At 47.2% G+C, this 24,089-nt stretch carries 24 protein-coding genes, 1 tRNA gene and 1 pseudogene; 10 read left to right on the forward strand and 16 right to left on the reverse strand.

Annotation, left to right across the window (positions count from 1 at the left end):
* Position 1 precedes the first annotated feature (1 nt).
* The 6 genes and pseudogenes from ACEN86_RS14885 to ACEN86_RS14910 form a co-directional block, all read right to left on the reverse strand.
* Positions 2 to 916, reverse strand: coding sequence for a quinone oxidoreductase family protein (locus tag ACEN86_RS14885; RefSeq protein WP_495631386.1), 915 nt, complete (start codon positions 914 to 916; stop codon positions 2 to 4).
* 353 nt (positions 917 to 1,269) lie between these two features.
* A complete protein-coding gene (locus ACEN86_RS14890; protein ID WP_495631387.1) occupies positions 1,270 to 2,427 on the reverse strand; it encodes a DUF418 domain-containing protein in 1,158 nt (385 codons plus the stop codon).
* Between the two features lie 18 nt (positions 2,428 to 2,445).
* Entirely contained in the window at positions 2,446 to 3,456 is a 1,011-nt protein-coding gene (locus ACEN86_RS14895; protein WP_495631388.1) for an AI-2E family transporter, read from the reverse strand.
* Between the two features lie 200 nt (positions 3,457 to 3,656).
* On the reverse strand, positions 3,657 to 4,142 hold the full coding sequence (locus tag ACEN86_RS14900) for a DedA family protein (RefSeq protein WP_495631389.1): 486 nt from the start codon (positions 4,140 to 4,142) through the stop codon (positions 3,657 to 3,659).
* 26 nt (positions 4,143 to 4,168) lie between these two features.
* The gene (gene pssA, locus ACEN86_RS14905; RefSeq protein WP_495634314.1) at positions 4,169 to 4,708 is read right to left on the reverse strand and encodes a CDP-diacylglycerol--serine O-phosphatidyltransferase; all 540 of its coding nucleotides are present in this window, start codon (positions 4,706 to 4,708) and stop codon (positions 4,169 to 4,171) included.
* A gap of 24 nt (positions 4,709 to 4,732) precedes the next feature.
* Positions 4,733 to 5,919 (reverse strand): annotated as a pseudogene (locus ACEN86_RS14910) (MFS transporter).
* Between the two features lie 377 nt (positions 5,920 to 6,296).
* Between ACEN86_RS14910 and ACEN86_RS14915 the strand changes: the two are divergent.
* Both ACEN86_RS14915 and ACEN86_RS14920 read left to right on the forward strand, forming a co-directional pair.
* Complete coding sequence (locus tag ACEN86_RS14915) at positions 6,297 to 6,890, forward strand: TetR/AcrR family transcriptional regulator (protein ID WP_495631390.1); 594 nt, start codon at positions 6,297 to 6,299, stop codon at positions 6,888 to 6,890.
* Between the two features lie 154 nt (positions 6,891 to 7,044).
* A complete protein-coding gene (locus ACEN86_RS14920) occupies positions 7,045 to 8,766 on the forward strand; it encodes a methyl-accepting chemotaxis protein (RefSeq protein WP_495631391.1) in 1,722 nt (573 codons plus the stop codon).
* Positions 8,767 to 9,201: 435 nt separating this feature from the next.
* Here the strand turns inward: ACEN86_RS14920 and ACEN86_RS14925 are convergent.
* From ACEN86_RS14925 to ACEN86_RS14955, 7 genes are all read right to left on the reverse strand, one after another.
* Positions 9,202 to 9,277 (reverse strand) — tRNA-Ala (locus tag ACEN86_RS14925).
* A 190-nt stretch (positions 9,278 to 9,467) separates the two neighbouring features.
* Complete coding sequence (locus ACEN86_RS14930; protein ID WP_495631392.1) at positions 9,468 to 9,983, reverse strand: C40 family peptidase; 516 nt, start codon at positions 9,981 to 9,983, stop codon at positions 9,468 to 9,470.
* A gap of 303 nt (positions 9,984 to 10,286) precedes the next feature.
* Complete coding sequence (locus ACEN86_RS14935; protein WP_495634315.1) at positions 10,287 to 11,219, reverse strand: TauD/TfdA dioxygenase family protein; 933 nt, start codon at positions 11,217 to 11,219, stop codon at positions 10,287 to 10,289.
* Positions 11,220 to 11,301: 82 nt separating this feature from the next.
* Entirely contained in the window at positions 11,302 to 12,669 is a 1,368-nt protein-coding gene (locus ACEN86_RS14940; protein WP_495631393.1) for an LLM class flavin-dependent oxidoreductase, read from the reverse strand.
* A gap of 65 nt (positions 12,670 to 12,734) precedes the next feature.
* Entirely contained in the window at positions 12,735 to 13,592 is an 858-nt protein-coding gene (locus tag ACEN86_RS14945) for an ABC transporter permease (RefSeq protein WP_495631394.1), read from the reverse strand.
* Positions 13,585 to 14,472 carry an ABC transporter ATP-binding protein gene (locus tag ACEN86_RS14950; protein WP_495631395.1) on the reverse strand — a complete coding sequence of 296 codons (888 nt, stop codon included), beginning with the start codon at positions 14,470 to 14,472 and terminating at the stop codon, positions 13,585 to 13,587. Before ACEN86_RS14950 ends, ACEN86_RS14945 begins: the two co-directional genes overlap by 8 nt.
* Before the next feature lie 29 nt (positions 14,473 to 14,501).
* Positions 14,502 to 15,545: an ABC transporter substrate-binding protein gene (locus tag ACEN86_RS14955; RefSeq protein WP_495631396.1), complete on the reverse strand. Its 1,044-nt coding sequence runs from the start codon at positions 15,543 to 15,545 to the stop codon at positions 14,502 to 14,504.
* Positions 15,546 to 15,851: 306 nt separating this feature from the next.
* On the opposite strand from ACEN86_RS14955, the gene ACEN86_RS14960 reads away from it, so the two are divergent.
* The 6 genes from ACEN86_RS14960 (at position 15,852) to ACEN86_RS14985 (ending at position 21,722) form a co-directional block, all read left to right on the forward strand.
* Complete coding sequence (locus ACEN86_RS14960) at positions 15,852 to 16,448, forward strand: TetR/AcrR family transcriptional regulator (protein ID WP_495631397.1); 597 nt, start codon at positions 15,852 to 15,854, stop codon at positions 16,446 to 16,448.
* Positions 16,449 to 16,739: 291 nt separating this feature from the next.
* Positions 16,740 to 17,516 carry an ABC transporter ATP-binding protein gene (locus tag ACEN86_RS14965; RefSeq protein WP_495631398.1) on the forward strand — a complete coding sequence of 259 codons (777 nt, stop codon included), beginning with the start codon at positions 16,740 to 16,742 and terminating at the stop codon, positions 17,514 to 17,516.
* Between the two features lie 57 nt (positions 17,517 to 17,573).
* A complete protein-coding gene (locus ACEN86_RS14970) occupies positions 17,574 to 18,593 on the forward strand; it encodes an aliphatic sulfonate ABC transporter substrate-binding protein (protein WP_495631399.1) in 1,020 nt (339 codons plus the stop codon).
* 23 nt (positions 18,594 to 18,616) lie between these two features.
* Positions 18,617 to 19,474, forward strand: coding sequence for an ABC transporter permease (locus tag ACEN86_RS14975; RefSeq protein WP_495631400.1), 858 nt, complete (start codon positions 18,617 to 18,619; stop codon positions 19,472 to 19,474).
* On the forward strand, positions 19,474 to 20,328 hold the full coding sequence (locus ACEN86_RS14980) for an ABC transporter permease (RefSeq protein ID WP_495631401.1): 855 nt from the start codon (positions 19,474 to 19,476) through the stop codon (positions 20,326 to 20,328). The genes ACEN86_RS14975 and ACEN86_RS14980 overlap by 1 nt, the downstream gene beginning before the upstream one ends.
* A gap of 38 nt (positions 20,329 to 20,366) precedes the next feature.
* On the forward strand, positions 20,367 to 21,722 hold the full coding sequence (locus ACEN86_RS14985) for an LLM class flavin-dependent oxidoreductase (RefSeq protein WP_495631402.1): 1,356 nt from the start codon (positions 20,367 to 20,369) through the stop codon (positions 21,720 to 21,722).
* A 78-nt stretch (positions 21,723 to 21,800) separates the two neighbouring features.
* Here ACEN86_RS14985 and ACEN86_RS14990 read toward each other — a convergent pair whose 3' ends face one another.
* From ACEN86_RS14990 to ACEN86_RS15000, 3 genes are all read right to left on the reverse strand, one after another.
* Positions 21,801 to 22,202, reverse strand: coding sequence for a hypothetical protein (locus ACEN86_RS14990; protein WP_495631403.1), 402 nt, complete (start codon positions 22,200 to 22,202; stop codon positions 21,801 to 21,803).
* A gap of 152 nt (positions 22,203 to 22,354) precedes the next feature.
* Complete coding sequence (locus tag ACEN86_RS14995) at positions 22,355 to 22,678, reverse strand: DUF3889 domain-containing protein (RefSeq protein WP_495631404.1); 324 nt, start codon at positions 22,676 to 22,678, stop codon at positions 22,355 to 22,357.
* A gap of 87 nt (positions 22,679 to 22,765) precedes the next feature.
* The gene (locus ACEN86_RS15000; RefSeq protein WP_495631405.1) at positions 22,766 to 23,098 is read right to left on the reverse strand and encodes a YolD-like family protein; all 333 of its coding nucleotides are present in this window, start codon (positions 23,096 to 23,098) and stop codon (positions 22,766 to 22,768) included.
* Between the two features lie 185 nt (positions 23,099 to 23,283).
* On the opposite strand from ACEN86_RS15000, the gene ACEN86_RS15005 reads away from it, so the two are divergent.
* Together ACEN86_RS15005 and ACEN86_RS15010 are read left to right on the forward strand one after the other, a co-directional pair.
* On the forward strand, positions 23,284 to 23,514 hold the full coding sequence (locus ACEN86_RS15005) for a hypothetical protein (RefSeq protein ID WP_495631406.1): 231 nt from the start codon (positions 23,284 to 23,286) through the stop codon (positions 23,512 to 23,514).
* A 27-nt stretch (positions 23,515 to 23,541) separates the two neighbouring features.
* Positions 23,542 to 23,979, forward strand: coding sequence for a GNAT family N-acetyltransferase (locus tag ACEN86_RS15010; RefSeq protein ID WP_495631407.1), 438 nt, complete (start codon positions 23,542 to 23,544; stop codon positions 23,977 to 23,979).
* Positions 23,980 to 24,089 lie beyond the last annotated feature (110 nt).

The following is a 24,089-nucleotide window of genomic DNA, read 5'->3' on the forward strand; positions in this document are numbered from 1 at the left end:
ATTATACCCTTACAACGGGTCTCGGCGTCAAGGGTGCATTCCAGGCAGCTTCGATATCTTGTAAGGCAAACTCTGCTGCTGCAATTGTGATCTTCCCCTCGGCAGCCATTTCAAAAACGCTTCTCGCAGCTGACCTCATATCCGCCTGAGACACGCTTCTCCCGCCGCTTCCTAGCAGTTCAATTGTTGAGGCGCGAAGGATGGATGAGGGGATATTGACTGCCTCTTGTCCTGACGATGTTCCGATACTTACAAAACGGGTTGTCTGATTTGTGCCCATCTTGGCGATAGCTGACATGATAGCCAAGGCGCTATCACCCCACAAATAGTCCAATATAACGTCAATACCCCCGGCAATAGCTGGCTTTAAGGCTTTTTCAAATTCTGTATTGCCGTCCTTGGCGTTCATATCGAATGCAACAACTTCGTCAGCTGCAAGCAATCTCAATTTGGCTTCATTACGTCCGGTCACAATAATTTTCTTAGCTCCCAGATACCTGGCTATCTGAACGGCTAAGCTGCCCGATGACCCAGTTGCGCCATTAATCAGAACAGTCTGCCCAGGTTTGAAGTGAGCCCGATATACCAAAGCAGCCCATGACGACGTAGCCGGATTAGCGATAGCGGCGGCGGTGACATCATCAAGGCCATCCGGTAATGGGATAATCATTTCCTTCTTAACCAAGGTTTGCTCTGCTAGACTGCCATAAGGTGCGGTAGGTAACGCAAAGTATACACGAGTGCCGTCTTCCAAGGTACCCACTCCGTCTGCACCTGCTATGAGTGGAAAGTTAACCTCTGATGAGTAGTGCATTCCCATGGAACGGAACTTGCTAAGTCCACTTAAGGCTGCCGTCGAAACGTTAACCAAGACATGCCCGTCTGCGGCAACGGGTGAATCACACTGACCCAACACAGGGGTTGCCCCCAATTCCTTTACGATGGCTGCCTTCACAGTTAATCAGCACCTCTTTCATTTAATTTATGTGCATTTTGCACTTAATTCAAAATACCATAATTATGTGTGTTTTGCACATAATTTAAAAAAGGCTTGTACTTTAACGGACGAAGGTTGTATAAGAACGGCGCTGTGTGTGAAGTCAAGCCTAAGTGCGCACTCCAGCGAGGCGCACAAAAAGAAACACCGCAACTTAAAGTTGCGGTGCTTCTGTATTATGGAGCCTAGGGGGATCGAACCCCTGACCTCATCGCTGCCAGCGTTAAATATTAGATACCATGCTCCTGTCCCTCGATAACACCTTAAGAATGCTAATTTTTCTTGTATACTAATCGTTGTAAAAGTCGTTCTAACGGCCCCTGTATGTTGTTTATTTCTAAAATGGTAGCCAATAATACAGAACTGATCCAAATACCAATTGCAATCAGAGCTGCAGCACCGTTACTCACGTGCCCCCCTAAATCAAATGCGACTGGCGATAAATATAAAACCAGCAGCGCTTCATTCCAAACAAAGAAGGTCAGCGAACGCTTCCCTACAGCGACGAGTGAAAGAGTGATTTTTCCTAACTTATCCATTTTGGCGCCTATGATACCGAAAATCGCTGCATAAGCTACACCTCCCGCCATCCCCGTTAAAATGTGCACTCCGCTTAAAAAGCCTACTGTATGTGATTCAGGAGTCCACAGGTCACCAATAAGACATACAGGCAATGCTCCTAACAATGAGATTGTTAAGCCGATAATAGATATAGAGCGAAGCCTTGTTAAACGCCGTTCAGGTCTGGTCAATAATTGATGCCTAGCCATCCACATGCCAAGCAGAACGGAAGGCAAGATGGGAAATAGTATATGTGTCACCAACGGATTCATGGGGAATAAAATTAGATTAGTAATTACTACATCAAGATAGTTGTCATTTGCTGACAAAGCAGAATGAGGAATGTTTCCGCCCATAGACCCCCATAAAATAGGAACTATCAAAGTATAAATGGCTGTAATTAATACAAGATAACGGATTAAGGTTTTGTTCTCGCGCGTTACTAACCTGCTTACGATAAGTCCCGCTACTCCGTAAGCCATCAATATATCTTGACCTCCAATAAAGATGGTTAATGCCATTCCAAAAACAAATAAATACCAAGAACGTCGCCGTATTATCTTTAAGGCATCTGCTTCATTTTTTCTTTTTTTAATTTGACTGTTATAAATTAAAATGAGACCATACCCAAATAATACCGCAAACATAGGTCTGGCACGGTTATCAATCGCAAGTAACCCCAGTATATTCACGAAGTGATCAAAGAAGGTAATGCCTTCTACCTTAAACATGATACCAGGTTTGTTGTTGTACAAATAATGCGGGGCATGAGCAAGAGCAATGAGGAGCAGCATAGCGCCCCGAGCAAGATCTAATGAAATAGCACGTTTTGGAATATTTACTGTCCCAGTGGCTGGCGTGTTAGACATTACGATTTCTCACCTCTACTACGTTTCCGTTTTCCGATTAACCTCTAAAATATCTAGAAAGAATATAAATATAGGGATTCCCAAAATTAATCCCCATACGCCGATATAATGTTCCGAGAACAATAACACCACGAGCGTATAAAACATGGGCAGGTCCATTTTCGAGGACATCAGTTTGGGATTTAAAAAGTAGCCTTCAACAAAATGCAATACAGCAATCAGAACCAGTACATAGAAAACCATGTTTATTCCACCGATATTGTAGCCTATTATGCATAGTGGAATGAGCGATATCAAAAAGCCGACAACGGGAATTAAACTAAGCAAGAAAATCATAATGGACAGAGCAAACAAATAAGGATAGCCCAGCAGCAGCAGACCTAATACCGAGAATACGGTGTTTAACAAAGCGATTAGAATCTGCGCTTCAATTACTTTGCCAAATGAAGATACAAACTTTCTCCCAAGGTATGTGACTTCCGTATAGAACCAAGCGAGCTTACTGCTTTCCAACTTAGAAGTAAAAGTGACAATACGATTTTTTTCAAGTATAAAGATAAAACTTAATATGATGGATAATACAAAGCTCGAGCCCCAATTGCTTATCTTCAACACGTATTCCATGCCATTCTTAAGATAGGTTTGATAATTTAGACTATTGATGGAATCCAATAAATAGAGCGTAATTTCATTCTGTGGTAGATCATTAGGACTTAAGTTCGTCAAGAAAGTAGTCAGTTGCATTATTTGTTCATAGATTTTAGGGAGATATTTCACCAACGAAGCAACAATGAGAGTAATCAATAGGAAATACAGTAAAATAACAATTACTTTACTATTAATTCTCATAAACTTACTGATTCGTTTGTGAAGCTGTACTTGAATACTGTTCATAATAAAAGCGATCAAGAATGTTAAGAGCACTACATTAAGCATTCCTTTAATGAAGTACAGCAGTAACCCAATTAATGCTAAAATCATGAATCGTCGACTGTTTATGTCTGAGAAGAACCTTTTAATAGACCCCATATTAACCGTCCATCCTTATCATTAAAATAGTTGTCATGGATTTGATCTTTCTCGAACGCGCCGCAATTCTCTCTTATTAGGAACCATCCTAATGAAGTATAGTAAGACATTTTAGTACTTTCGTTGAAAAAAGAGTGTGTCTTAAGCAACTTGTCTGTTTTGTTCAATCCCAAATCGAAACGTAGATTTAAATCCTCAATTCATACTGCTCCACCCACTGCATATCCAATTGTTATAAAAATAAGACACCATATCAAAGCACCTATGCTTGAAATAATGAAATACTTCCTGAAATTAATCCCGCTGATACCTGAGACATAGCATGTCAGATGACGTATGCCTGGAATGTAGTATCCAAAAACAATTGTCCAACCCGCATACCGTTCAAATAACTTTTCTACTTTCTCTAACTTTTTCGGAGTGAGGAAAAGGTATTTCCCAAACCGGAGTAAAAGCGGTTTCCCAAAACTTCGACCAATCCAATAACTCACCGTCATTCCGGTGACTGTTCCTAAAAAGCCGAAGAGCACTGAGAGTGGATAGCTTAATACATGTAGTGAAGAAAGATATCCTAGGGTCACCATCATAATTTCGTCTGGGATCGGGAGACCGACAATCCCAATTGCCAACAGTAAATAGATGGCCCCATAACCATACTGTCCAATTACCTCTACAACCCAATCCATAAAGCGTCCTTCTTTCTAAAATCTGATCATTTCAACCATTTCTTCAAACTCGGAAAACGAACTCGACTGACCATAAGAATACTTAGTAGAATGACAACGACTACGGTAAGACTGGTTTTTGATTGCGAGGCAAATAGAGAGTAAATAGACAAAAGCCCGCCAGCAAATGTAATAGGGACGCCGAGGAAGTCATTCATCTGGCCTGCCTGTATATTGAAGCGTGCCAAACGAATTGCACCGCATATAATAAATAATGTGACAAGTAAAACACCTGTCATGTTCAGATGATGAAGTGTTTCAACGTAGATTATTAATGCTGGAGCAACGCCAAACGTCACAATGTCACACAATGAGTCAAGCTCTTGCCCAAACAAACTTTCTGCATGCAACTTTCGAGCAGCAAATCCATCCAGTAGATCGAATATCATTCCTATGATGATTAGTAATACCGCAACTTCTCTATCCCACCACAACATCAAGATTGCGAAGATCCCACAACTCAAGTTCCCAAGGGTAATAAATGATGGTAACCATTTAATTAATTTCTTTGTATTGGAAATGGTTATTTGCCCCCTTAATTGAAATGGTCTTTATGAGGATTGTTTTATTCCTTGGCGAAGCCTCAGCCCAAAAAGACAAATGAGAAATGTTGCGCCAGCAGCTATATAGGGCAGCGAGAACGATACATCGAATAAGATCCCAGCTGCCACCGAACCCATTATTGTTCCAATACTTGTAAATGTTGAATTCAATCCCGCCACATACCCCTGTCTTTCTCCAGCAGCTTTTGACAGCAGACTGCTAGCTGCAGGTCTAGTCAGATCAAAAGAAGCAAAGATGAGCGTCGTAACAATGGTAATAGCCCAATAGGAGTGAACGAAAAGTATAATAAATATCGAGGCCCCACCAAGTGCAAGGCTTAGATACATGACTTTCATCTCACCAAATTGTTTAACAAGCACATCTAACAAACCAACTTGGATAACTACACCCACAATAGAGCCGATTGTCAAAATGAGTGCGATATCATTAGGACCTAATTGATGCTTGGCATCCAAATACAGTCCAAAAACAGTTTCGACGTTCGAAAGTCCAAATCCAAGTACAAGTAATACGACTAATGTTGCAAAGTACGGTGCATTTCGACTCTGCCATATTTGGCGGAGGAGACCTTCCTTCTCCAAAGGCAAATGAGATTCAAGAGGATAGGCCTTTTTCATCGATTCTGGTAAGACAACCAACGACAGAAGAGCCACAAATCCTACCACGGCTGCAGCAACATAAAAAGGAACTCTAACGCCATACTCTGCTAAAAACCCGCCTAATCCCGGGCCGATAATGAAACCAGTCGACATCGCTGCCGATAAATAGCCGATCCCTTTGGCGCGTTCATTTTCGGTGGTTATGTCTGCTGTAAATGCCATAACTCCTGGAAAAATGAGGGCGACCCCTGCCCCGCCTAGCAGTCTGGACAGAATTAGCATGTATACGGAAGAGGAAAAACCAAAAATGGCTTCCGCAATAGCCAGCATGGCTAAACCAATAACAATTATTTTTTTCTGCCCATGGTGTCACTAAGTTTTCCACCCCATGGTGAGAATAATAATTGTGTGACTGCATAAGCTGCCGTTAAATACCCAACGCTAGCCCCGTTTAATCCTAGGTTCCGCATTAGAGTCGGCATCACAGGAACAACTAACCCGTAAGCTGCCATGGCAAGAAAAATATTAACCATCAGTAAACCCAGGGCTCCATTGTTTCTGAACATAAGATTCATTTATCATCTCTCCACTCAAATTGTTGGACTTACATCCTAATTACCTATTTTGAACGTTTGTTATAAATCATTATGAAACTGAGACTTCCTCTTTATAAACCAAACGACGAATTACAGCTCGCACTTCAATTCATTCAACATATTTGAACGATCGTCCGATATATTGCAAAAAACTGTTTTCTTAATCATTACGAAAACCACCTTTCGAAAGCACTTATTCGGACGATCGTCCGAGTACTTCTAAAAAAAAGCCCTCAATCATCATGCCATCATTATAAAATTATTCGGACGTTTGGTCAAATTTCTTTTGTAACAAATTTATTTTTGTAATACTATAAGTGTGAAGACACATTAACTTACGACAAGGGTGAGACAATTTGGCTAGACCTATTGGTGGGAAAAGTAATGAAACCAAGAAATTGATTCTGGATAAAGCAACAAAAATTTTTGAATACAAAGGGTACGCCGCTACAACCATGGAGGACATAAGATCAGAAACCAACCTTAGTAAAGGAACTGTGTATTATCACTTTAAAAATAAGGAGGACCTCTACTTATATTGCATTAGTCAAGCCTCTATTTCATTCGTTGAAAAATGGAACAAACTCTCCATTCATGAAGTAAGTGCAATAGATAAATTGCATTTATGGGGCCAGTTATATGGGATTGAGGTGCAGCAACCATTAACGAAAACCATCCCAGAATATGTTGCTTCTACAAAGGAAGTACCTCTTGCCAAATCAATACTAGATTTGTTCGAACCGGAGTTTAACATCATCCGATTATTACTTATAGAAGGTAAAGAAAGCGGAGAATTCTCCAAAGACATGAATATCGATAATGTCAGCGTTATTCTCTATAATCTCGTTTCCAATCTAAGTATCTCCCCTATTTTCGGCTATGATTCAGAGGATCTACAGATACTATTTAAAGATGCTATAAATGTTGCTTTACATGGTATAAAGGCCTAAGTACATTCGTTTAGAACCGCCAAATGATTCTTTTCGACGCTCGTGGTGCACCATTTGCACAAACGCTATTTCCGAAAAACACTCACAAAAATCTTTACACAATAATTCCGATTCATTTTATAGTCAATCAATTTATACAACGGGGGAAACATCTATGAAAGCATTTCGTAATTTAAAAATAGGTCAAAAGCTATCCCTGCTTATCAGTATTTCACTACTAGGTTTTATGATGCTAGGGGTACTTTCTTTGTATCAACAATACGATGCGCAGAATAAGCTGGAGGACATGTATTCGCAAAAGCTCCTTCCGACTTCTGCCCTAATCACCATTAAGGCCAATGAACAGAAGGTCAAGTCGAAGTTAATTGAACTGATGCTTACAACTGACGTTTCTGAAAATCAGACGTTAAAAAAAGAAATTGGTGAAATTACAAATGAAACAACCGCTATTCGCCAGGAGTTTCAAACAGATAATTCCGAAGAATTAAAGAAAATGACTGCACTCGATCAAATGACTAAGGAATACATAGGAAATCGAGAACAGCTTATACAACTTGCAGTAGAAAATAAAAATAACGAAGCTTATCAGTATTACGAAGAAGGTGTTCTACCCAGTCTATCAAAAATGGAAGTACTCATTGACGACCTTGTCTTGCTTCACATAACAGACGCAAAAATGGTGTATGAGAACAACAAAGCAGATAATCAACAAATGACATCCATCGTTATCACCGTCATTGCCGGAGGACTGCTTCTATCCTTGCTGGTGGGATATTTCATTACCCAAAGCGTAACGAGACCCTTACAGGAAGTCAAACATCTGATGAGGCAAGCATCCGAAGGACTACTGACGGTCACTGGGACGTATACGTCTAGAGATGAGCTGGGCGTTTTGACCTCTTCGTTCAATCAAATGATGAAAGCTCTACGTGAGCTGATCGGTACCGTGAGCGATACTTCTCGGAAGGTCGCTGCTTCCTCCAGCGAACTTAATCTAAGCTCGGAGCAAAGTAGTCAGGCATCTGAATACATTGCTCAAACCACGCAAGAGCTTTCGGTTGGTGCGGAAAATCAAGCACAAAGCGCGCAGCGCAGTTCTACTATCATGAATGAGATGGCCCAAAAAACGCAGTATATCGCGAATGTCGCCAAAACGGTTTCCGCTACTTCCGCAACAGCCTCCATGCGTTCCGAAGAAGGGGCTTCCTCCATTTCGAACGCTATTCAGCAAATGAATGCGATTAATACGCGAGTAACGAATCTTTATCATGCGATCACCGAACTCGGAGAGCGTTCCATGCAGGTCGAGATCATTTCGAAATCAATTAGCGATATTTCGAATCAGACCAATCTCCTGGCCTTGAATGCGGCAATCGAAGCTGCCCGGGCAGGTGAGCATGGACGAGGTTTTGCCGTTGTTGCCGATGAGGTGCGTCAGTTGGCTGAAGAATCATCGTTATCAGCAATACAAATTTCGGAATTGATAGGGCTAATTCAAAGCGAAATGCAGACGGTTGTCCAAAGCATGGTCCTGACCACACAAGAAGTCAACAATGGCATCGATGTTGTAAATGGTGCAGGTCGGGCATTTGGGGAAATTCAGGACGCAATACGAGTCGTATCCAATCAAATCGATGAAGTGGCATTTGCTGTTGAGCAGCTGTCAACCGGCGCGGAATCTGTAGCCGAAGCGATTCAAGAAGTAAGTCAAGTATCCGTAGATACAGCAAACGGTACACAGCATGTCTCGGCAGCAACCGAAGAACAATTAGCATCCATGGTCGAGATCAATGCTTCTGCCTCCAAGTTATCGAATATTGCAGTTGAACTAAAAGAAGTTGTCGCCAAGTTTAAGATTGAGGAAAATAAAGATTGAGTGCTGAATTAACTAATAGAGGTGTCAAAAAGAGTTGAAATAGTATCTTTTAAACCTTGGGATCTTCCAATAAAGCTCGGAATGGCGTCACAGTATCCCTGTGGCGCCGTTTTTCAGAAAGCAACATATTATGAACACGAACACTAGAAAACCTCAAATCCATCTATTAATGAGTCTTTCAATTTCAAGGTAACTCAACTCATATAAGCTTGAAAGGACTTTTGCGGGGAATAACAGCAGCTGAGCTATGGTGCCAAGTAAAAAAATTGAAAATTCGCAGGGATGCACTACCAATGAGATGCCCTAACTAGGCCATGCAGTTTTTTCGTCCCCTATCCATCCCCATTTCCCAAAGTTCATATTTTTCGGCTCATAAAGTTGACGAAGAGAAAATAAAAAACCCTTGATTAACAAGGGTTTGAAGGTTCTTATTTATGGTGGAGCCTAGGGGGATCGAACCCCTGACCTCATCGCTGCCAGCGATGCGCTCTCCCAGCTGAGCTAAGGCCCCGTATTTTAATTTTCCCGACCAGATTAATATAGCATATCATTACATTGTCCTGCAACCCTATCTGCCCAAGAATTTACCGAATTCGACCCAAGCAAAGGAGTCCCCCGGACTCCCTTAAGCTTAGGCATGCATGATCTTGTAACTGTTTCTCTTAACAAGAGTCGAATTCTTCTTAATAGAGCTTGTCCGCTTACAGCACGCGGCGAGCCGTCACGTAAGTTCTGTCCCAGGTGCTTCCCTTGAACGTAGAAATAGTGACACCGATTCCTACCCGGTAAGTATGGAGCAGCTTTCCATTCCCAATGTAAATGCTTACGTGATTAATCAGACCATCACGGTTCGTATCGGAGAACACTAGATCTCCTGGCTTAAGCTGACTTTTGGATACATACTTGCCAGCCTTGGATTGGTCCCTGGAAGAGCGTGGAAGGCGGATGCCAACCTGCTTGTAGAGATACTGGGTAAAAGAAGAACAATCAAAGCTGCTGGTTACTCCGCCTTGAGCCCCGAACTGATACGGGGTTCCCAGGAACTGTTCACCAGAGGCAATAATACGATTTGCTGCTGTGCTATTGACAGCGGTTGCACTTGCAGCCGCATGTGCTGATTCAGAGGGTAATAAGACACTTCCGGACATAGATACCACAAGACTCAGACTGATTCCTACGATGGTTTTACCAATACGTCTAATGTTCGTGTTGTTCATGATGTACTCCCTTGTGTTCGTATTGGTGGCGTGAACCACCTACCCCAAAGTAACATATTTGAAACTTCCATTATGTACCTCAGTACTCGCAAACTCCCACCTGTTCAAGGTTTACCCTACTTTATTAAAAATCGATTAAAATTCCATCCGAAATTTTTCTTGACAATCCTAGTAGACCTATCCACTTTCCCCCATCTCTGCATAGTAAAGGAAAAGACACGAGCAGCTTATAAATCAATCTCCTCGTGCCTTCGGCTAACCTTTTCATAGTTTAATTTATCTAATCTCTATCTTACAAGCGTTCTAAGCCGTCTGAGCATCCTCCGCAGAGGTTGGACTCACCTTCGTATACTTCCTGCTCTTCCGCCCATCAATACTGACAGGGACATCCCCTTCAATAGTCACTCTGCGAACCACCCGGTGCTGATCCCCGTAGTCATTAACGGCATAATGCTGTGTAGCCCGGTTATCCCAGATCACAACGTCCCCAACGGACCAGCGCCAGCGGACCGTGTTCTCGAGGCTGGTGATGTGGGACTGAAGCAGTGAGATCAGCTGTGCAGAATCGTTCGCGGAGAGACCTATAATTTTCTTCGCAAAATGTCCTAGCAGCAGCGTCCGTTCCCCGGTCTCCGGGTGCACACGCACAAGCGGGTGCTCGGTCTCATACAGGGTGGAGACGAACACTTCCTTGTGATGGCGAGCCGCTTCCTCCGAAATCTGCTCGCGGTGGGCTGCATAATCATATTGATTTGTGTGCACGGCCCACAGCCGGTCCACTAGATTCCTTAGTTCCTCTGGAAGGTGATCATACGCCGCGGCGGTATTGGCCCAGACGGTATCTCCCCCTGCTTCAGGTATCACCACGGAACGGAGAATCGAAGCCTGAGGATAAGCATCTACAAAGGTCACATCCGTGTGCCACGAATCCGCCCGGCCTCCGTGAGCCGAGTCCAGCTCAAGCACATATTCTGTTCCATTCTTAATCGGCACTGTTGGATGGGCAACCGGAGCCCCGAATATACCCGCAAGAGCTTCCTGTCCTGCATCATCCAGATGCTCCTGTCCGCGGAAGAAGATTACTTTGTGCTTCAGCAAAGCCTGACGGATCTCGGCAATTGTCCCTGCATCCAGATCTGCACCAAGCCGAACTCCGTGAATCTCTGCTCCAATTCGGCCCGAGATCGGCTGTACCTGAATACCCTTGATAACTTCCTTGTTCACCAGATTGCTCATCATGAGTTCCTCCTTTTATTTGGATCCTTTTAACAGGATTTGGTACCGTTAAGAGTTAACCGCCAAGAACCAGAAAAATGCTTTAGTTGGCACTGTACAGCACGGCTTCATCTTCATAGGCGGCAGGATGCACCGGCCGCTTCAATTCGAGATGATCCCGCAGGGTTGTACCTGAGTACTCGGTACGGAATAATCCCCGCTTCTGAAGCTCGGGCACAACCAGATCCACGAATTCTTCAAGCCCTCCCGGCAAGTACGGCGGCATAATATTGAATCCGTCTGCCGCTCCGCTTAGGAACCACTCTTCTAATTGATCCGCAATTTGTACGGGAGTTCCGAGTATCTCACGGTGACCACGTGCCCCGGCAATCCGCTCATACAACTGGCGAATCGTCAAATTCTCCCGCTCTGCCAGGTCCTTCAGCAGAGTGAACCGGGTCTTGCCTCCATTAATTTGATCCAGTTCCGGAAGATCCGGGAGCGATCCATCCACCGGATATGGCGATAGATCGAAGCTGATCAGCTGGGACAGCAGACTTATCCCCGCCTCCTTAGGAATCAACTGCTCCAGAAGCGCTTTTTTCTCTTTCGCCTCCTCTTCCGTTCTTCCGATAATCGGGAATACCCCCGGCATAATCTTCAGGTCCTCCGGCGAGCGTCCATACTTGGCTAGTCGCCCCTTCACATCACTATAGAAGCGCTGGGCTTCTTCCAGCGTCTGCCACGCTGTGAATATCACCTCGGCTGTGCGTGCGGCAAGCTCCTTGCCGGGCTCGGATGAACCGGCTTGTATGATCACCGGATACCCCTGAACCGGACGGGCTACATTCAGCGGCCCCTTAACCGAGAACCACTCCCCTTTGTGATGGAGGGTATGCAGCTTACTTCTATCGGCAAAAGCCGCATTGTCCTTATCAAATAAGAAGGCATCGTCCTCCCAGCTGTCCCACAAACCCGTAACTACGTTAAGGAATTCTTCCGCCCGCTCGTAGCGAAGGGAGTGAAGCAGATGGCTCTCCTTGTTGAAATTGAGCGCTTCATCCGGGTTCGCAGAGGTAACCACGTTCCATGCCGCGCGCCCGCTGCTCAAATGATCCAGTGAGGCGAACTTTCTGGCCACATGATAAGGCTCGTTATAAGTAGTCGATACGGTTCCAGCAAGTCCAACGTGGTCCGTTACGGCAGCCAAGGCGGACAGCAAAGTAATCGGCTCAGGACGTACGGTTACGGTCTGGGCTACCGCCTCAGCATACTTCTCGGAGACCGAGTACCCGTCCGCCAGAAACAGCATATCGAATTTGCCCCGCTCTGCGGTCTGGGCCAGCTTCTTGTAGAATTTCAGATTCAGCACTTCCGAAGCCTCCGCTCCGGGGAATCGCCAAGCTGCCACGTGATGGCCGGGTGTCATCAGAAAAGCTCCAAGTTTCATTTGCCGTGTACTCTTGCTCATAGGGTTTCCTCCTCATAATGGGCGTGGTATTTACTGTATAAGTTGAAAAGATCGATTTACACGTCCTACTCGTTCGAGACCTGCTTCCAAGCGGTCAATTTCTTCTCCAAAGTCACGAGCGCGTAATTCAGAATGACCCCAAAGATCGAGATCGTAATGATCCCTGCGTACATCTCCGTAATCTGAAAGCTGAACTGCGTGTACTGAATGAAATACCCGAGTCCCGACTTGGCTCCTGCCATTTCGGCAGCGACGAGGACCAGGATGGAGGCCGATCCGGCTTGGCGGATGCCCACAAATATGGTAGGAACAGAAGCGGGCAGTACCACCTTCCGGAACAGCTGGATGGGAGATAGCCCCATTGATCTGGCGGATCGGATCAGCAGAGGATCCACATTTCTGACCCCGCTGATCGTATTGAGCAGCAGTGGAAATACGCAGGCATAGAAGATAATGGCGATCTTGGAGGTCTCTCCGAGACCGAGCAGCATAATAAATACCGGAAGCAGCGCGAGTACCGCTGTATTACGGAATAACTCAAGCAGCGGGCTTAGATACTGCGCTACGCTCTTCCACCAGCCGATAGCCAGACCCAGCGGAACACTTACCACCAGGGCCAAGGCAAACCCTCCAATAGAACGAACCAGACTGACCTCCATATGTTCAGCCAGATCCCCCGAGAGGAGCAGGCTCCACCATGTCTTCAGCACTTCGCTTAGAGGGGGCAGAAAGGTTGCATTGGTCCAGCCGAGACGCGGAGCCACTTCCCACAGAACCATAAATGCAATAATGACAATAGATGACCTGAAAGCCAGATGCAGCTTCTCTATGGCCCAGTCCAGTGCTTTTCTCTGGGTTCTCTCCACCTTCTTCTGCTCCAATCTGACAAGCACTTCTCCCGCTCCTGCTCCCGTATTAGCCATGGGTAGCAGCCCCCTTCCCGGATATTTTGCCGCTGCCCGACTTCAGACTGCGGTCCTTCTCCTGCTCCTGGGCAAGCTTGACTTCATCCTTCAGCAAATCCCAGATTTGGTGCCGTAATCTGACAAAGTCCGGATGCGCACGCAGATCCTCCTCTGACGTTCTTGCCTCGAACGGAATCTCAATGACTTCCTTAATCCTTCCGGGCCTTGAGGTCATGACAGCAACACGCTGGCCCAAATAGACGGCCTCCTCAATCCCGTGAGTAATGAAGATAATCGTCTTCTTCGTCGCCTCCCAGATCCGCAGAAGTTCACTTTGCAGCGACTCCCGGGTCTGGGCATCCAGCGCGGCGAAAGGTTCATCCATCAGCAGCACATCCGGATCGTAGGCCAGGCTTCTGGCGATGGCGATCCGCTGCTTCATCCCGCCGGACAGTTCATGGGGGTAACGGTGCTCGAAACCGGCAAGGCCTACAAGCTCGATGTATTCCTGAGCGATAGCGCGCCGCTCCTTACGCGGAACCCCCTTCGTCTCGAGGCCGAACTCCACATTGGCCAGCGCCGTCTTCCAAGGGAACAAGGCATACTGCTGGAACACAATTCCCCGGTCCAGATTCGGACCTGTTATCGGCTTGCCATCCAGAAGGATCTGTCCGCTGGTAGGCTTGGTCAGACCTGCGAGAAGATCGAGCAGAGAGGACTTTCCGCACCCCGATGGGCCTACAATTACCATGAATTCGCCCGGTCTCACGTCCAGATTAATATGGTCCAGTGCCTTTACAGACTGATTGCTGCCTTTCAAGTCTCCGGGTCTTCGCCGGACGTGAAAAGCCTTGTTCACCTGCTGAATGCTGATTTTAGCGGAATCGACACTCATCATGAACACCCCTTTTCTGATTATGATGTGAGTTACTTTGCCTCTTTTAAGTAAGGATTGAACTCATTGGTATACAGCTCCTTCGGATTCAGCTCTCCCTGCTTGATCGTGCCTTCCTTAACCAGCCAATCAACCCACGTGCTGAATTCCTTCTCGGAAATAAGTCCTCCCTTCCCCGCAACCCCTGTACTCTTCCAGTACTTGATCGCCTTGGTATCCTCCTTGCGGCCGCGGTTCTTGATAATCTTCTCGTACCTGGCCACAACCTCCTCACGCGGAGTCGTTCTTGCCCATTCAATCGCTTTGGCTGTGGCCTCCACGAATTTCCGCGCCGCCTTTGGATTATTCTTGATAAATTCCTTGGTTAACACGTAACTGCCTGCGCTGAACGTTCCGAACAGCTCCTTGTCTGTGAAAAGGGGATGAATTCCTCCGCGCTCCAGCGCTTTGTCCCTCAGGATCCCGCCAAGAGTTGCTACATCCACCTGGTTGGCCCGCAGCGTCTGTTCCGTTGTAACCGGCGGCACAACAACCAGCGTAACCTGGTTGATCTCATCCTGAGTCAGGCCCTGCCTGTGAAGGTACTCTTTAATCACGAATTCGTGATGGGCTCCTAACGTGTTAACGGCGATTCTTTTGCCAATAAGATCCCGGGCTGTCTTAATAGCACTCCCGTCCAGCACGTAATATCCGCTCCAGGTGTTATCATCAACCCCGTAGTAAGCAATGACCGGAGTAATCGGGGCTTTGGCAGCAAGCAGCTTGACAATCGCACCGTTAAAGGCTCCTCCGAAGTCGGTATCTCCAGTAACCACAGACTGGATATCCTGAGGTCCGCTGATTGTGTTACCGATAAACTTCAATTTGAGCGGAGCCAGATAACCGAGGTCTTCAGCAAGCTCGGGATAGGTAACCGCACCCACGCTTCCCTGATAACGAAGCTCGGCGACCTCGAGGCCATTCTGGCCGGCTGCACTTGCCGATGGGGTTTTGTCTTCGCTGCAACCGGACAACGCCAGCGAGGATACAAGCAGCAGGGCCATAGCCGTACCGGCAATTTTAGAAATAGGATTCATGAGAACAACCTCCATCTGCAATTTGATATGGGCTTTTAGAGCGGATGAACTGGCCTTATACATTTGCTGCAGCAAAAAAAGACACATTCATCTCCAAGATGATCGTGTCTCCGGTGGTCCGGTCGATTCAAACATAAAACCAATCGACTTACTATGATTTGAATGTTATATTACATTTTGCCTCAGCTATAGTCAATACCTTTTATGGAAATAAATATTATTTTTGCACTTTCGCTTTTCAACTGTCTATTATAGTCCATAGATGAGCATTCAATATAAGAGCAGTCTTTTCAAGGAGGAGTCAATATGTGCCCCAGAAATGTGGAACGTGATCTAAGAGTCAGAGATGAACGAATTCAGCTTATCCTGGATTCGGCCATAACCGTTATTTCTACTAAAGGATTCGGATCGGCAAGCATTAGCGACATCGCCAAAGCAGCCGGAATCAGCATCGGTACAATGTATCACTACTTCAGATCAAAGGATGAAATTTTTGCCGAGGTGCTGAAACGGGGCCAGCTGGATTATGGAAAGAGAGTGTCGGAGCTGGCTGAGGAGCAAGGGACCTCTGCACTTGTCAAGCTGCATGATTTTGCCGCGGGCTGGCTTGCCAATCCAATTAACTGGGCCTATACGATCATGCTCCAGACCGCCAGAACTACGGATACGGTGCCGCTGGAGATCAGACAAGCCGTAACCGATAGATTCACGGCGAACCTTCAGCCTCTCGCCCGCATTATGGAGGAAGGGCAGCAGCAAGGGACTATCACTCAAGGCGATCCGCTGAAGCTGGCCTTTTATCTGGTCAGTCTGATTCAAGGCTTGACGCTTCAGCAGGCACCGGGATTCGAGATTCCCATATCCATTGAAGTCGATGGATTGATACGGCTGTTCCAGGCGTAAGATCTATTGAACGGCATAGACATTTAATTCCCGAGTTAACTCATAGGAAAAAAATGATTGACACCCTCAAACCTCCCCTGATAGAATGCTCATAACAAACCGAATACATATTCAAGTTGTGGTTTTATCAAATTTGCAATGATCATTATCACATTATCGACCAGACAGCTGGAGATTTGGCAATAGGCATACTAGCGCGCATGAATTATGCCGTCCTGTATCCCTTGCCTTCTCTTTTGTTCATAAAACCAATTAAACAGGTTTGTTTAATAAACTTTAGGAGGCACGGTTATGTCTGAGCATTCATTGGTCATCGAACATCTCCATCGTACTTTCGCTTCTCCCGCGGGTCCTGTCCATGCTCTCTCGAATATTCAGCTCAAGGTCAAGCAGGGAGAGTTCATTACCCTCATCGGCCCCAGCGGTTGTGGCAAGAGCACCCTGCTCAAGATCGTAGGAGGTCTGGACACCGGGTACGAAGGCAAGGCCGAGCTGAACGGCAGACCGATCACCGGTCCTGGCATTGAGAAAGGGGTAATCTTCCAGGAACCGCGCCTGTTCCCCTGGCTGACTGTAGAGAAGAACATCGCTGCCAACCTGTCCCTTAAGCAACCGGCCGTCCGCCGCAGGGTCGATGAACTAATCGAGCTCGTTAGGCTCAAAGGATTCGAGAAAGCCTATCCCCGTGAGCTGTCGGGAGGCATGGCCCAGCGTGTTGCCATTGCAAGAGCGCTGCTGCGCAGTCCTGATGTGCTTCTGCTCGACGAGCCCTTTGGCGCGCTGGATGCTTTTACAAGAGCCCACATGCAGGAAGTGCTGCTCGATATTTGGCAGAACAACAAGACAACAATGCTATTCGTCACCCATGATCTCGATGAGGCCGTTTTTCTCGGGGAGAAGGTTGTCATCATGAATCCCAGACCGGGTCATATTCGCGAAATTCTGCCGATTGACCTGCCATTCCCCCGTTCAAGAACCGGAGCTTCCTTCCAGGAACTGCGCCGCCTGGTTCTCCAGGCTTTCGAGAAAGGCGAAGAACCCGCGCTTGATCTGGGAGCAGGGATTTAAGCCCATGCAGTGCATCATTAATCTATAAAATTTGAAGTTACTAGAGGAGAGAATGATATGAAGAAGCGGATATTTGCTGTGCTGATGCTGTTGGTTGTACTCACTACTGCAGGATGCGCATCCAAAGACCAAGGCGCAGCTACGACAGCGGACGGCAAGAAGAATTATCAGGGGCTCACCCTTAAGCTGGGTGTTCAAGGAAGCGGCGGCTTATATGGCAAGGCGAGAGAAGAGAAATGGTATGAGCAGGCCTTCGAGAAGCTGGGCGTCAAAGTGGAATGGGCGGAATTCCAGAGCGGACCGCCGATGACAGAGGCCATGGCTTCTGACAAGCTGGATTTCGCAGCCCTCGGGAATATGCCTGTGATCGCTGCCCAAGCGGCGGGGATCAAGTTCGAGATTATCTCCCAGATTCTTGACGGGAAGCAGAACACGGCGATCATTGTACCGGCGAACAGCACGCTCAAGGATATTAAGGATTTGAAAGGCAAAAGGGTTGCCGTTACCAAGGGAAGCAATGCCTATAACCTCTTGACGCGTGGACTGCATGATGCCGGAATTGAAGCGTCGGAGGTGCAGATCATCCAGCTTCAGCCAAATGAGGCTCAGCCTGCTTTTGACTCGGGGAAGGTTGATGCCTGGGCGACCTGGGATCCTTTTATCACCATTAACACGCTTACCGGAAAAGGAAAAGTGCTGGCGGAAGGCGAGTCTCTTGGCGTTCTTGCCCCGTCCTTTGTGATTGTTCGTAAAGAGATCGCCGATAAATATCCGGAGCTTGTCACCACTTATTTATCCGTGCTGGAGAAATCCCGGCTGTGGGAAGAGCAGAATTCAGCTGAGGCCACCAAGAAATATGCGGCAGACTACAAAATTCCTGAGGCTATTGTCGGAGGCATGTTGAAGCGGTCCAAGTCCATCAACATTCCGGTCAGTCAGGATATTATTACAGAACTTCAGAAGACCGCGGATTTCCAGAAGTCGATTGGAACCATCCGCAGGCAGATTGATGTATCGGAAGTCGTAAATAACAAGTTCATTGAAGAAGCACTCAAATCCGCGTCATCCACTAAATAGCATTTCGAAATGAGGCGCTGTCCATGTTCCCTGCAAGCACCCGAAACAAGACACTTCAAGGCGGGCTTCACAGCCCGCCGCAAATCCGGAAAGCACGCCAAAGGTCCGTTCGCTTGACGAACAGATGGATCGGACTACTGCTGCCGCTCACGCTTCTCGTAGTCTGGCAGGCTGCCGGCTCTGCTGAGCTTCTCAATCCCATACTGCTGCCGGCTCCCTTCGATATTTGGGAGGAATTCAGGTCCATGCTCCTTAGCGGAGAGCTCCTCAGCAATCTCGGGATTTCGACATGGAGAGTCCTGTTCGGCTTCTTGATAGGGGGCGGACTCGGACTTGCCGCAGGTCTATGGGTTGGCTTCTCCCATAAAGCCGAGAGACTGCTCAACCCGTCTCTGCAAATGCTGCGGACACTCCCCCATCTGGCCATTGCACCTCTGTTCATCCTATGGTTCGGATTCGGGGAGGAATCCAAGTTGCTGTTGATTGCCAAGGGATCCTTCTTCCCGCTCTATATTAATACATTTCTTGGCATCCGCAGCGTGGATAACAAGCTGTTCGATGTCGCCAGAGTTCTTGAATTCAGCCGCATGCAAATGATTATGAAATTAATTCTGCCAGCTTCGCTGCCTAATATTCTGCTTGGAACCCGCCTTTCCCTTGGGATTGCCTGGATTGGTCTTGTGGTTGCAGAAATGATGGGATCTACATCGGGAATCGGCTTCATGATCAATGATGCCCGGTCGATGTCGTTGACGACAGTCATGTTCGTCGGGATTGTGGTCTTCGCCATCGTAGGCAAGCTTTCAGATTCACTTGTTCTGCTGGTGGAGCGCAGGCTGCTCCGCTGGAGAGACAGCTTTCAGGGGGAGGGAGGTCAATAATGGCACAGCTTATCCATCAAGAAGCCCGGGTAAATCCGGGCGCCTCTACAGTGAAGACATCTCCAAAATTCAGGAAGGAGCTTGGCTGGCTTAACCGGGTTCCCTCATGGCTTCACGGGCTGCTTGTTCCTATCTTCCTGCTAATTGCATGGCAGATCGCCGGGGATACCGGACTCGTGACCAAGGAACAGCTGCCCACGCCTTTAGCCATTATGAAGAGATTCATAGAGCTTGGGGCAAGCGGTGAGCTCTATCATCATCTTGGAATAAGCGCCCTCCGGGCCTTAAGCGGCTTCATGCTGGGTTCGGTCATCGGTCTGCTGGTCGGAATGTTCATCGGGATTGGCAAAATCATCGAACGAACGCTCGACCCTTCCCTGCAAATGCTGCGGACTATACCGCTGCTCGCTCTGATTCCCCTATTCATTCTCTGGTTCGGAATCGGCGAGTTCAGTAAAGTTTTGATGATTTCACTAGGGGCCTTCTTCCCGGTCTATCTGAATACATTTCTCGGGATCCGTAGTGTGGACACCAAGCTGTATGACGTGAGCCGGATACTCGGATATTCACGCTGGCATCAGCTGACCAAGCTCATTCTTCCTTCTGCACTGCCGAATATTCTGCTCGGTCTGCGCCTGGCGATGAGCACTTCCTGGCTCGTTCTCGTCTTCGCCGAGCTGATGGGAACAAGTGCCGGTATTGGCTATATGATCGAGGATGCGCGCACGTATTCCCATACGGACATTGTCTTTGTGGGGATTATCCTGTTCGCGCTGGTAGGGTCTTTATCCGATATTGCCGTTCACGCTCTAGAGAAGCGCTGGCTAAGCTGGCAGGATACATTTAAGGGTTAATCATAATTTCTCTCATTAAAAAGGAGGCTTGAGGCAGCATGACCAAACGTACAGATCAGCTTCACCTGGGGGCATTCATTTATTATGCCGGCCATCATCACGCCGGATGGCGGCATCCGGATTCCGGAGTCGAAGGCATGTATGACTTCGATCTTTACCGTTCCATTGCCGAGACGGCGGAACGCGGCAAGTTCGACATGATCTTTTTCGCGGATCTGTTATATGTACAGAATGTAGATATGGCCGCATCGGGCATGCTTGATCCGATCACGCTTCTGTCTGCGCTGTCTGCGGTAACCACCCGGATTGGTCTGACGGCTACCGTCTCCACGACCTACAATCATCCGTATAATGTGGCCCGCAAATTCGCTTCCCTGGATTATCTCAGCAAAGGCAGAGCAGGCTGGAATATTGTCACATCCCAGCTGGACATCGAAGCCCATAATTACGGGCTGCCCAAGCATCCCGATCATGCCCTTCGCTACGAGATGGCCGAAGAGTTCGTTGAAGCCGTGACTAAGCTGTGGGACAGCTGGGATGATGATGCGCTTGTCCTCGACCGCAAGAGTGGTATCTACGCTGATCCCGGCAAGGTCAATGCCATTGACTACAAGGGACAATGGTTCTCGAGCAAAGGCCCACTTAACCTCCCCCGGCCTCCGCAAGGGAATCCCGTGCTCATCCAAGCCGGTTCATCCCCGCAGGGTCAGCAGTTCGCCTCCAGATATGGCGAGGTCATCTTCACGGCCCAGCAGTCGCTGGAAGCTGCCAAAGCCTTCTATGAAAGTGTGAACAGCAAGCTGATCGAAGCTGGAAGACAGCCGGGAAGCCTGAAGATTATGCCAGGCATCTCACCGATCCTCGGAGACACCGTAGAAGAAGCTAGGCGTAAAGAACAGGAGCTCATGGAACTGATTCCTGCCGAGCTTGCTGTGGCTGCTCTATCCGGTATGGTAAGTTATGATCTCTCTGCCTACCCAGCAGACGGGCCTCTGCCCGAGATCCCGGATCCAGTTGAGAAATCCAACGGAATGAAGAGCCGGATTCAGCTCATCATGGACACCGCCCGTTCACAGAACTTGTCCATCCTTGAGCTTGGCCGTAGAATTCTCGGGGCCCGCGGTCACCTGCAGTTCGTCGGCACACCTGAGCAGCTCGCAGACCTTATGGAACAATGGTTCCAGGAGCGGGCATGCGACGGGTTCAATGTCATGGGGCCTGTGCTTCCAGGGGATCTGGAGATATTTACAGACAAGGTGATCCCGATTCTGCAGCGAAGAGGTCTGTTCCGCAAGGAATACACCGGAACTACACTTCGTGAGCATTTAGGCCTGGATAGACCCGAATCCGGTCACTTCAGCCGTGGCCGCGCTGAGGAATCCACGGTCAGCTAAATGGACCTTGTAGAGCACCGTAGCTGAGGCTTGTCCGCAGCAACAAAAACCCGTGAGGGCTATAGCCCCACGGGTGCTTTACGATATATGCATAGGCTGGATAACAGTAATTAACTGTTTCTGCAGCTCCAGTTCTCTTTGAATCATCTCCACAGATTTCTGAAGCGAAGAATCCCAGCACATCGAATCTTGTTTGATATAGTGTAGAACTTCACCACAGCTATGAATGAACCTCTGTCTCTCGCTGCTCGAACTATGCATACCTTGACACACTTCATCGATGATCCCGGAGTAATCCGCGATCAGCTTTATCTGAATTTCCTGCCCTGCAAGCGCAAGCTCTGACCATACATAGGCACCGCCATCTACAACTTCTACCGAACCATCAACATATTTCAGACTAGAGTGGCAGACGATAAATTTCCGAATCTGTTCTTCAAGGACTTGGTAGCGTTCCCAAATAGTGTGTACATTGTTCATAAATCGCCCCAATCTCACTCCTGAATGCGAAAGAGCTTCCCTATAGACATTAACTAATCGGGAAGCCCTTCATCTAACGACCGCAAACAGTAAGTTAATTCCAGTATACCCTATATCGACAAGAAAGTATATGGAAATGAAAAACTGTATCCTTATTCTGCAGCTTCCTTATACTTGATATCCAGTAGTTCTCCGGTATCTTCATTGAATTGTACACTCACATAGACGCCAAATTGTTTGGAAGGCTGCTTCACAATTAACTTGAATTGCTCCTCATAAATATGATCTCTAACCGTCTTCCGCCCAATATGCTTATAGTCTGTAATCTCGGCATCGTATTTCTTCTTCGCCTCCAGGACAGCTACCCTGCCCCATTCGGCATAGGAAGGCTCCGCCATAGCCAAGCTTTCCGCACCCAGCATACTTATAATCCAAGCTGTGAATAATGTAATCACCCATGTTCTTGCAGCTCGCATGAGATCTACACTCCTGTCTTTGAAATTTAGGTCTTATTATTCAAAGCAGAAGTGAAAATTATACAGATGGTCCAGGATCTAGCCGCTCTACCTATAGGCTCCGGTTATGTCCTTGATCTTGATCCACTGCCACTCCTCACCCAGCTGCAGCTTGATCTCACGGCTGTGTGTGTGAATGGAAGTAACTACTCCCCGCAGCTCCGTGTCTTCATATTCACCCCAGATCCTGACCGTAACCGCCCCGCGGCTTCTTAGCGATTCACTCAACGCGCGCTCGATTAGCTCCAGCTCCTGGGCATCTACCATCGGCTTGGTACGGCGATCCCTCTCGCGTCCCGCCCGAATAATCGCTTCCTTATGCTCCGGCAGCATCATCCTTGACGATTCCCACAATCCATTCGCTTCCAGCTTTCCTGCCATAACCTTTCCTCCCGCCCTTGTGTAATTCGAATCATTCCTAACTATTATATGCGAACACCTGTTTGTATTATATCCAGTTAACCCATTCTAAATCAATGTAAATAAAATCCTTCCGGCAGGAATTGAACAGGCTGTGCAAGAATATAAGTGGTCACAGTCAACATTCGAACCAAGGAGGTATAGCTATGAAAAGAAAGACTCCGTTCATTCTGATCCTGCCTGCGCTGCTGTTAACCCTGCTGCCTGCTGTGCTGCTGAGTCCCACCCTGTCTGATCTCACTAAAGGAGTGGTTATAGGAGTATTTGCCGGGCTAACAGTCTTGAGCCTAGTGGTTACGGTACTGTCGGCGAAAGGCATAGCTTTAAGTCAGACCCGGCTTGGAAAATTTAAGAGAAGCTTGTTCAGGATGAAATAACAAGCTGTGGAGGATAACAGAACAATTATGCCCAGTATTCGTTTAGCAGAGAAGACAGAGTTTAAGACATTGACGCGTATTTGGCTGAAAGCCACATTGACCGCTCATTCTTTTGTGGATCGGGAGTACTGGGAAGCAGGCGTCCCCGATATGGAGAATAAGTGGCTTCCTATGGCGGAGAACTATATTATCGAATTAGAGAACCCTGCTAGGATTGCAGGGTTCATCTCACTCGTCGATCATTATCTAGCTGCTATATTTATTGATCCTCAGGATCAAGGCAGGGGAATCGGTGCAGAACTACTGAATAAGGCTAAACAGCTTAGAGACAGCTTGACGTTGAAAGTCTATCAGAAGAACGAGCCTGCACTACGATTTTACCTAAAGCACGATTTCGTTATTGACCAGGAAGAATTAGACAGCTCCACTGGTGAGAAGGAATATCTGATGAAGTGGCACAAATAAAAGGCTACATAAAACGCAGTTAAAAAAATTGACATACAGGGGAGACGGACAGCGTCCGAAAGTCCAAGCATTCCTCGTAGTTACGACCGTTCCCAAAAATGTGAACATTT

The sequence above is a fragment of the Paenibacillus sp. Paensp111 genome (assembly GCF_059492195.1).

What these genes read in the sequence shown, in the direction of transcription:
- ACEN86_RS14900 (WP_495631389.1), bottom strand. Translation starts at nt 4,142, where the DNA reads ATGGATTGGGTTGTAGAGGTAATTGGACAGTATGGTTATGGGGCCATC.
- ACEN86_RS14950 (WP_495631395.1), bottom strand. Translation starts at nt 14,472, where the DNA reads ATGATGAGTGTCGATTCCGCTAAAATCAGCATTCAGCAGGTGAACAAG.
- ACEN86_RS14930 (WP_495631392.1), bottom strand. Translation starts at nt 9,983, where the DNA reads ATGAACAACACGAACATTAGACGTATTGGTAAAACCATCGTAGGAATC.
- ACEN86_RS14975 (WP_495631400.1), top strand. Translation starts at nt 18,617, where the DNA reads ATGTTCCCTGCAAGCACCCGAAACAAGACACTTCAAGGCGGGCTTCAC.
- ACEN86_RS14895 (WP_495631388.1), bottom strand. Translation starts at nt 3,456, where the DNA reads ATGGGGTCTATTAAAAGGTTCTTCTCAGACATAAACAGTCGACGATTC.
- ACEN86_RS14985 (WP_495631402.1), top strand. Translation starts at nt 20,367, where the DNA reads ATGACCAAACGTACAGATCAGCTTCACCTGGGGGCATTCATTTATTAT.
- ACEN86_RS14920 (WP_495631391.1), top strand. Translation starts at nt 7,045, where the DNA reads ATGAAAGCATTTCGTAATTTAAAAATAGGTCAAAAGCTATCCCTGCTT.
- ACEN86_RS14960 (WP_495631397.1), top strand. Translation starts at nt 15,852, where the DNA reads ATGTGCCCCAGAAATGTGGAACGTGATCTAAGAGTCAGAGATGAACGA.
- ACEN86_RS14970 (WP_495631399.1), top strand. Translation starts at nt 17,574, where the DNA reads ATGAAGAAGCGGATATTTGCTGTGCTGATGCTGTTGGTTGTACTCACT.
- ACEN86_RS14940 (WP_495631393.1), bottom strand. Translation starts at nt 12,669, where the DNA reads ATGAGCAAGAGTACACGGCAAATGAAACTTGGAGCTTTTCTGATGACA.
- ACEN86_RS14990 (WP_495631403.1), bottom strand. Translation starts at nt 22,202, where the DNA reads ATGAACAATGTACACACTATTTGGGAACGCTACCAAGTCCTTGAAGAA.
- ACEN86_RS14890 (WP_495631387.1), bottom strand. Translation starts at nt 2,427, where the DNA reads ATGTCTAACACGCCAGCCACTGGGACAGTAAATATTCCAAAACGTGCT.
- ACEN86_RS15005 (WP_495631406.1), top strand. Translation starts at nt 23,284, where the DNA reads ATGAAAAGAAAGACTCCGTTCATTCTGATCCTGCCTGCGCTGCTGTTA.
- ACEN86_RS15010 (WP_495631407.1), top strand. Translation starts at nt 23,542, where the DNA reads ATGCCCAGTATTCGTTTAGCAGAGAAGACAGAGTTTAAGACATTGACG.
- ACEN86_RS14935 (WP_495634315.1), bottom strand. Translation starts at nt 11,219, where the DNA reads ATGAGCAATCTGGTGAACAAGGAAGTTATCAAGGGTATTCAGGTACAG.
- ACEN86_RS14965 (WP_495631398.1), top strand. Translation starts at nt 16,740, where the DNA reads ATGTCTGAGCATTCATTGGTCATCGAACATCTCCATCGTACTTTCGCT.
- ACEN86_RS15000 (WP_495631405.1), bottom strand. Translation starts at nt 23,098, where the DNA reads ATGGCAGGAAAGCTGGAAGCGAATGGATTGTGGGAATCGTCAAGGATG.
- ACEN86_RS14945 (WP_495631394.1), bottom strand. Translation starts at nt 13,592, where the DNA reads ATGGCTAATACGGGAGCAGGAGCGGGAGAAGTGCTTGTCAGATTGGAG.
- ACEN86_RS14995 (WP_495631404.1), bottom strand. Translation starts at nt 22,678, where the DNA reads ATGCGAGCTGCAAGAACATGGGTGATTACATTATTCACAGCTTGGATT.
- ACEN86_RS14980 (WP_495631401.1), top strand. Translation starts at nt 19,474, where the DNA reads ATGGCACAGCTTATCCATCAAGAAGCCCGGGTAAATCCGGGCGCCTCT.
- ACEN86_RS14955 (WP_495631396.1), bottom strand. Translation starts at nt 15,545, where the DNA reads ATGAATCCTATTTCTAAAATTGCCGGTACGGCTATGGCCCTGCTGCTT.